We start from the raw sequence: 6,501 nt of genomic DNA on the forward strand, positions 1-6,501 counted from the left end.
CGCACGGGGCCGGGCGGAAGGCGCAGCGCCTCCACGCCCCGGCGCAGCACGCGCACGTCGGCGGGGAGGTCCTCGTCCGGCTCCGCCTGCACCGACGGCAGCGGCCAGGCGCCCGTGAGGTGTCCCAACACCAGGGCTCGCTGGGCGTCCGACTTCGACACGGGCGGGGTGAGCGGTGAGGCGCTCAAGGCGCTCGGGTCGACGGTGAGACGGCTCGGCGAGGCGTGGCTCAAGGGCGGGCTCCACGGGTCCAGGCGGGCCACAGGGCCCGCCACGTCTTCGGCATCACATCCACGACTTCGGCGGTGCCCACGGCGGTGAGCAGCACCATGCGCAGCTCGCCCTGGGCGCCGGCCTTCTTGTCGGCGTCCAGCAGCGCGGCCACGTCCTTCAACGACGCGCGGTGGGCCAGCTCCGCGGCGCGGTCGCGGCCCAGCACGCCCGGGCCTCGCGCCAGCGCGCGCTCCACCTCGTGCGCCACCGGCTCCGGCGTGATGCCCAGGTGCCGGCCCACGTCCAGGGCCCAGAGGATGCCCAGGCCCACCGCGTCGCCGTGCGACAGCTTGAAGCGCGACAGGCTCTCCAGCACGTGGCCGAAGGTGTGGCCGAAGTTGAGCACGCGGCGCAGGCCCTGGTGCTCGTAGGGGTCCTTCGCGCAGACGCCTTCCTTCAGGCCGCGCGCGTCCTTCACCAGCTTCTCCAGCGACGGCGGCGTGCGCACGTAGCGCTTGAAGAGGGACGCATCCAGCGACGCGACCATCTTCCACGCCTCGATGGAGCCCTCGCGCACCTGCGCGTCGGACAGCGTGGCGTACAGCTCCGGGCACAGCCACGTCTCATCCGCGTAGTGGAAGACGCCGGCGGGGTTCTTCACCACGCGGCCGCGCACGACGAGGTCCACCGCGCCCTTGCCGCCCAGGCTGCTGTCCACCGCCGCGAGCAGCGTGGTGGGCACCTGCACCAGCCGCACGCCGCGCTTGAGCAGGTGCGCGGCCACGGTGGCCACGTCGCCCACGGTGCCCCCGCCCACGGCGACGAGCGTGCCGGAGCGCGGCAGGTTGATGCCGCCCGCGAGCACCTTCTGCAGCGAGCCGAGGCTCTTGGCGCGCTCACCGCCGACCAGCTGGATGATGGCGCGCGGCTTCCGGGCCTCCAGCGTGGAGAGGAGCGTGGGGTGGAAGCGCGCGACGGTGCGGTCCACCACGGCGACGCTGCCCTCGGGCAGGCGGGCGGCGAGCTTCGTGAAGGAACCCCAGCGGTCGGCCGGGGGGCGGTAGGAACCGGGAGGAAGCGGGCTCATGCGGAGTGGGGGCGGGCGTTGAGTTGCTGGACGAGGTCGGCGATGACGAGCGACACCATGGCCTCCAGCACCGGGACGGCGCGGGGCATGATGCACGGGTCGTGACGGCCGCCCTTGGCGTGATCCGCGAGCGTCGCGGGGGGCTTGAAGAAGGCGCGCACCTGCATGGGCTCACCGTTGGCGAGCCCTCCCTGGATGCCGCCGTACGCGTCCTTCACGGCGTGGAACCGCGTGCCGGGCTGGCCGATGCGCTGGAGCAGATCCGGCGGGCCCCACACGACACCGGTGACGGCGCCAATGCTGCCCAGCGCCTGCGCGATGAGCGCCTTCAGCTTGCCGAAGATGGGCTCGCCCAGGCCCACGGGCAGGCCCTCCACGCGCACGTCGATGGAGCCGCCCAGGCTGTCCCCGGCCTCCTTCGCGGCGAGGATCCGCCGGGACATCTCTTCACGCACGGCTTCATCCGGGCAGCGGGTGGGGTGGGCGTCCACCATGGCGCGGGTGAGGCCCGGCGCCGGAACGGAGGAGACCAGCTCCCCCACCTGGGAGACATAGGCCACGGTGCTGATGGAAGGCAGGTCGCGCGCGAGGTACGCCTCCGCGACGGCGCCGCCGATGACGCGGCAAAGCGTCTCCCGCCCGCTGGTGCGGCCGCCGCCCCGGTGGTCGCGGTGCTTGTAGCGCTCGCGCCACACGGCGTCCGCGTGACCCGGCCGGTCCACGCTGGCCAGCTGGTTGTAGTCCTGCGAGCGCTGGTTCGCGTTGCGCACGATGGCCGCGATGGGCGTGCCCAGCGTCTTGTCCTGGAAGACGCCGGAGAGGATCTCCACGGTGTCGGGCTCGTTGCGCGGCGTCACCAGGGCGGACTGTCCGGGACGCCGGCGGTCCAGCGCCGCCTGGATCAGCTCGCGCGTGAGCGGGACGCCCGCGGGGCAGCCGTCGATGACGGAGCCCAGCGCCGGGCCGTGGCTTTCGCCGAAGGTCGTCAGCCGGAAGAGGGTGCCAAAGGTATTCATGTCGCCGTTTCCCAGAGTTGTCGCTGCCGCCGGGCCTGGGCGACGAACCACGCCGCACCGAGCAGGAGTGGGGTGCCCCCGCGGCGAACGATCTCCGCGGCGACGCGCCGGCCGGGCGCACCGTATGCGATCACCGCCACGCGTGCCCGCTGGAATCTCAGGTTTTCGGGCGGAGCGACCCGGTCTGGCCACGTCCAGACCCAGTCGCCTGTCAGCGGTGTCTGAATCTCCGCCCGCCGCACGACCCGCAGGGCGAGTCCCTGTTCAGCGGCCACCAGCCGCAACGCCTGCGTGGCGCCGCCGTCGCCCAGCACCGCCACGTCCTTCGCGCCCAGCCGCTCCAGCACCGCGCGCGCTCCTTCCGTGTCGGTGTTGAAGGACTCCCACCGCGAGCCCCGGCGCACCAGCGTGTTGATGGCCTCCAGCGCCGAGCCCGTGTGCTTCGCGAGCCGCATCTTGAACGGGCTCGTCACGGCGAAGCCCGCGTAGTGCGGCAGCAGCGCGTCCACCACCGCCTCCACCGGCGCGGCCTCCGCCAGGTCGATGCGGTCGAACGGCTGACAGTGGATCCGCGGCGAGCGCGAGTGCGCGATGGACGTGCCCAGGATGCCCAGGCGGAGCGCGCGCGGATCCTTCGCCTTGCGGTGCTCGCGCACCACGTCGTCCAGCAGGCGCTGTCCCGGCGCGGCCGTCCACGGGCCGCCCATGGCCACGTACTCCAGGCCGTTCTTGCGCGAGAGCACCGCGCGCGCCGGGATGGCGACGGGCCCCATGCCCAGCACGGTGACGCGCTCGGCGCCGAAGCGCTGGGACAGCTGGGCCTGCGTCTGAAGCAGCACGTCCAGGTGCGCGGGCCCGTCCATGGGCTCCACGTGCTTCACCAGCGCATCCGGCGGAAGGGGGCGGGACCAGCGCTCGAGCGCCTCCGCCGTCGTCAGCGGCCCTTCCGCGTGGTGCGACGCAAGCAGCTTCCCCGGCGGCGCATCCAGGTCCTGCGCGCGCTCCACGTCCCGGTCCACGCGCCACGCGGCCTGGACCCACGGGGCGGGCAGCGGCTTGCCCCGCTCGGAGACGAGCAGCGGCATCACGCGGGCGAGCGCGTCCGGGTCGATGTCACCGGCCGCGTGCAGGTCGGTCCGCACCTCGATGACGTCCGCGCCCCGCTTGAGCCCGTCGCGCGCGAAGGCCACGGCGTCCGCGCCGGTGAGGGTGGGGGGCAGGGTGATGATGCGCCGGGTGGCCATCACGCGGGCTCCTGGACCAGACAGCCCCGGAGGAAGTCCGCCAGGGCGATGGTGGGGACGCGGGCGTGCAGCGCCTCGCGTTCATGGAACAGCGAGTGCAGCTCCTCCTCCAGCGACACGTCCGCGCGCAGCCGGGGGCGCGTGGTGTCCGCCATCAGCCGCTCGCGGTACGTGTCGAACGTGACGGGGACGACGAGCGTGAAGTGCCCCGCGAGCGCGTCCGGATGATGCGACAGGAAGCCGCCGCCCACCGCCACCACGCTGCCCGCGGGAAGCAGGCCCAGCGTGTCGCGCTCGGCGGCGCGGAAGGTGGTGGGGGACTCCGCGACCCAGGTGCGAAGCGGGCGCCCGTGCCGGCGCTCCAGCTCCGCGTCCAGGTCCAGGCCGGGCCGCCCGAGCAGCTTCGAGACGAGCGGCAGCAGGCGGGTCTTCCCCGCGGCGCGGTGCCCGGCGATGACGACGGTCTGCGCTCCCGCCGGGCGGGGCAGGCCCCGGGGACGAGAGGGCCCCCTGGAGCGCCTGCTGGAGTCGTGGGGTCTACCGACGCGACGACTTGCGAGACGAGGAGCCGCCGGGCCTCAACGGACGGTGCCGACATAGACGTAGGCGGTTCCAAACAGCAGGGGGTGGGCGGCGCGCTCGGAGTAGGCGCCGGCCTGGTCCATCAGGGCGAGGAAGCGCTCGCCGGCGGGGAAGGCCGCGGCGGTGCGGGGCAGGTACTGGTACGCCGCGCGGTTGCCCGTGAGCAGGCCGCCAATCGCCGGCATCACCGTCTTGCTGTAGAAGCGGAACAGCGCGCCGTACGGGCCCGTGGGCTGGCCGAACTCCAGCACCACCACGCGGCCGCCGGGGCGCACCACGCGCGCCATCTCCTGGAGGCACTTCACCGGATCATCCACGTTGCGGATGCCGAAGGAGATGGACGCCACGTCGAAGCTGTTGTCCGGCAGGGTGAGCGCCATGGCGTCCTGCACCTGGAACTCCACCTCCAGGCCCGCCTTGGCCGCCTTGGCCGGCGCGCTCTCCAGCATCTCCGGGCAGAAGTCCGTGCCCACCACGCGGCCCGTGGGGCCCACCTTGCGCTTGAACGCCAGCGCCAGGTCGCCCGTGCCGGTCGCGCAGTCCAGCACGTGGCTGCCCTCCTTCGCGCCGCTGAGCTTCACCGCCGAGCGCCGCCACAGCCGGTGGATGCCGAGGGAGAGGACTTCGTTCGTCACGTCGTAGCGCGTGGCGATGGAGGAGAACATCTGACGGACTTCGGTGCTCATCGCGCCCCCGCGATCTGGGCCGGACCCGCCGGCGTGTAGAGGTGACGGTCCACCGCGGCGAGCACGCCGGGCAGCCGCTGCATCAACGTAGCGAAATCCCCGGGCGACATGGCCTGCTGCCCATCACAAAGCGCCTGCTCCGGCCGGGGGTGGACTTCAATCAACAGACCATCCGCCCCGCAGGCCGCCGCCGCCAGCGACATGGGCGTGATGAGCGACGGAATGCCCGTGGCATGCGACGGATCCACGATGACCGGCAGGTGCGTGCGCTCCTTCGCCCACGCCACCGCGGCCAGGTCCAGCGTGTTTCGCATCGATGTTTCAAACGTCCGGATGCCGCGCTCGCACAGCAGCACCTGCTCGTTGCCGCCCGCCAGGATGTACTCGGCGGCGTTGAGCCACTCCTGCACCGTGGCGGACAGCCCGCGCTTGAGCAGCACCGGCTTGCGCAGCCGCCCCAGCGCGCGCAGGAGCCCGAAGTTCTGCATGTTCCGCGCGCCCACCTGGAGGATGTCCGCGTGCTGCGCCATGAGGGGCAGTTGCTCCGTCTCCATCACCTCGCTGATGATGGGCAGGCCGTGACGCCGGCCCGCGTCCACCAACAGCTTCAGCCCCGGCTCCCCCATGCCCTGGAACGCGTACGGACTGGTGCGTGGCTTGAACACGCCCCCGCGCAAGAGGTGCGCCCCCGCCTGGGCCACCGCGCGGGCCGCCAGCTCCACCTGCTCCGCGCCCTCCACCGCGCACGGCCCCGCCATCACCACGAAGCCGGGCCCGCCCACCTCCACGCCCCCCACCTGGATGCGGGTGCCCGAGGGATGCGCTGCGCGTAGGACGCGGTGTGCACCCGGGTCACGCCGCCCGGCTGGGTCGTCTGGTTGCTGGGCTCCCACGGCGGCTCCCTCGCTGGAGTTGCTGGAATTCGTGTTCCATGGAGTTCAAGCGGTTTTGAACTCCTTGGTGCATGTATAGCCGAGATCGCTTAGAAGACAATCGAAGGTGATGTCACCCGCATCCCCCGAGGTACAGGAGAATGGCTGATGACGCCGCTCAGTCCCGCTGAGGGCCCGCGATGGGTCGCCGGGATGATGCCGCTGGCCGGAGTGGATCCCCTGGCCGGAGCGGGCAGCCTGGGCGTGCCTTCCGTCTACTGGGAGCGGCCGGTGGCGCGCGAGGCGGTGGCGGGGTGGGGCGAGGCGGGCGTGCTCGAAGCGCATGCTCCTGGTGAGCTGCCGGTGGTGCTCGGCGCGCTCGGCCACGACAGCGTGCGGTGGTTGGACGCGGTGGCTCCCCAGCTGCCCGGGCCCTGGTTTGGCGGCATGCGCTTCAGCCCGACGGAGCCGGTGGACGGCGCGTGGCGCTCGCATGGCCTGGCGCGCTGGACGCTGCCGGAGGTGCTGGTGTGGCGCGACGGCGGCGCGCTGTCGGTCGCGTCTTCGCGCCGGAAGGGGCGGGCGCGGAGGACGCGGTGCGCTCGCGGCTGGAGCGCGTGCGGGCCTCCTTCCCGCAGGCGTACCGGCATCCGGTGGGCGCGCCGGTGGCGCTGCGCACGGAGTCGTCGCGGCGGGACTTCGAGGCGCTGGTGGACCGCGCGGTGGAGGCCATTGGCGCGGGACTGCTGCACAAGGTGGTGCTGGCGCGGGCGCTGGAGGCGGAGGGGCCTGCGCCTTCGG

Annotated in this window: 6 protein-coding genes and 2 pseudogenes; 1 reads left to right on the forward strand and 7 read right to left on the reverse strand. The window is 73.1% G+C overall.

Features of this window, described 5'->3' with window-relative positions; genetic code table 11:
• The 7 genes and pseudogenes from ACLEQD_RS34280 to aroF all read right to left on the reverse strand — a co-directional run.
• A pseudogene (locus tag ACLEQD_RS34280) lies at positions 1-233 on the reverse strand (3-phosphoshikimate 1-carboxyvinyltransferase); the annotation flags it as partial.
• A complete protein-coding gene (locus ACLEQD_RS34285; RefSeq protein ID WP_410389868.1) occupies positions 230-1,300 on the reverse strand; it encodes a 3-dehydroquinate synthase family protein in 1,071 nt (356 codons plus the stop codon). The gene ACLEQD_RS34285 and the pseudogene ACLEQD_RS34280, both read right to left, overlap by 4 nt.
• Positions 1,297-2,316, reverse strand: a complete 1,020-nt coding sequence (gene aroC, locus ACLEQD_RS34290) for a chorismate synthase (RefSeq protein WP_410389869.1) — start codon at positions 2,314-2,316, stop codon at positions 1,297-1,299. The genes ACLEQD_RS34285 and aroC overlap by 4 nt, the downstream gene beginning before the upstream one ends.
• Positions 2,313-3,560 carry a shikimate dehydrogenase gene (locus ACLEQD_RS34295; RefSeq protein WP_410389870.1) on the reverse strand — a complete coding sequence of 416 codons (1,248 nt, stop codon included), beginning with the start codon at positions 3,558-3,560 and terminating at the stop codon, positions 2,313-2,315. The genes aroC and ACLEQD_RS34295 overlap by 4 nt, the downstream gene beginning before the upstream one ends.
• On the reverse strand, positions 3,560-4,048 hold the full coding sequence (locus ACLEQD_RS34300; protein ID WP_410389875.1) for a shikimate kinase: 489 nt from the start codon (positions 4,046-4,048) through the stop codon (positions 3,560-3,562). The genes ACLEQD_RS34295 and ACLEQD_RS34300 overlap by 1 nt, the downstream gene beginning before the upstream one ends.
• A 90-nt stretch (positions 4,049-4,138) precedes the next feature.
• Positions 4,139-4,828 carry a bifunctional demethylmenaquinone methyltransferase/2-methoxy-6-polyprenyl-1,4-benzoquinol methylase UbiE gene (gene ubiE / locus ACLEQD_RS34305; RefSeq protein WP_410389872.1) on the reverse strand — a complete coding sequence of 230 codons (690 nt, stop codon included), beginning with the start codon at positions 4,826-4,828 and terminating at the stop codon, positions 4,139-4,141.
• Positions 4,825-5,721, reverse strand: a complete 897-nt coding sequence (gene aroF, locus ACLEQD_RS34310; RefSeq protein ID WP_410389874.1) for a 3-deoxy-7-phosphoheptulonate synthase — start codon at positions 5,719-5,721, stop codon at positions 4,825-4,827. The genes ubiE and aroF overlap by 4 nt, the downstream gene beginning before the upstream one ends.
• A gap of 509 nt (positions 5,722-6,230) precedes the next feature.
• On the opposite strand from aroF, the pseudogene ACLEQD_RS34315 reads away from it, so the two are divergent.
• Positions 6,231-6,501 (forward strand): annotated as a pseudogene (locus tag ACLEQD_RS34315) (hypothetical protein); the annotation flags it as partial.

Origin of the sequence: Corallococcus sp. 4LFB, from assembly GCF_046520365.1 — a bacterium.
Lineage (GTDB): Bacteria > Myxococcota > Myxococcia > Myxococcales > Myxococcaceae > Corallococcus > Corallococcus caeni.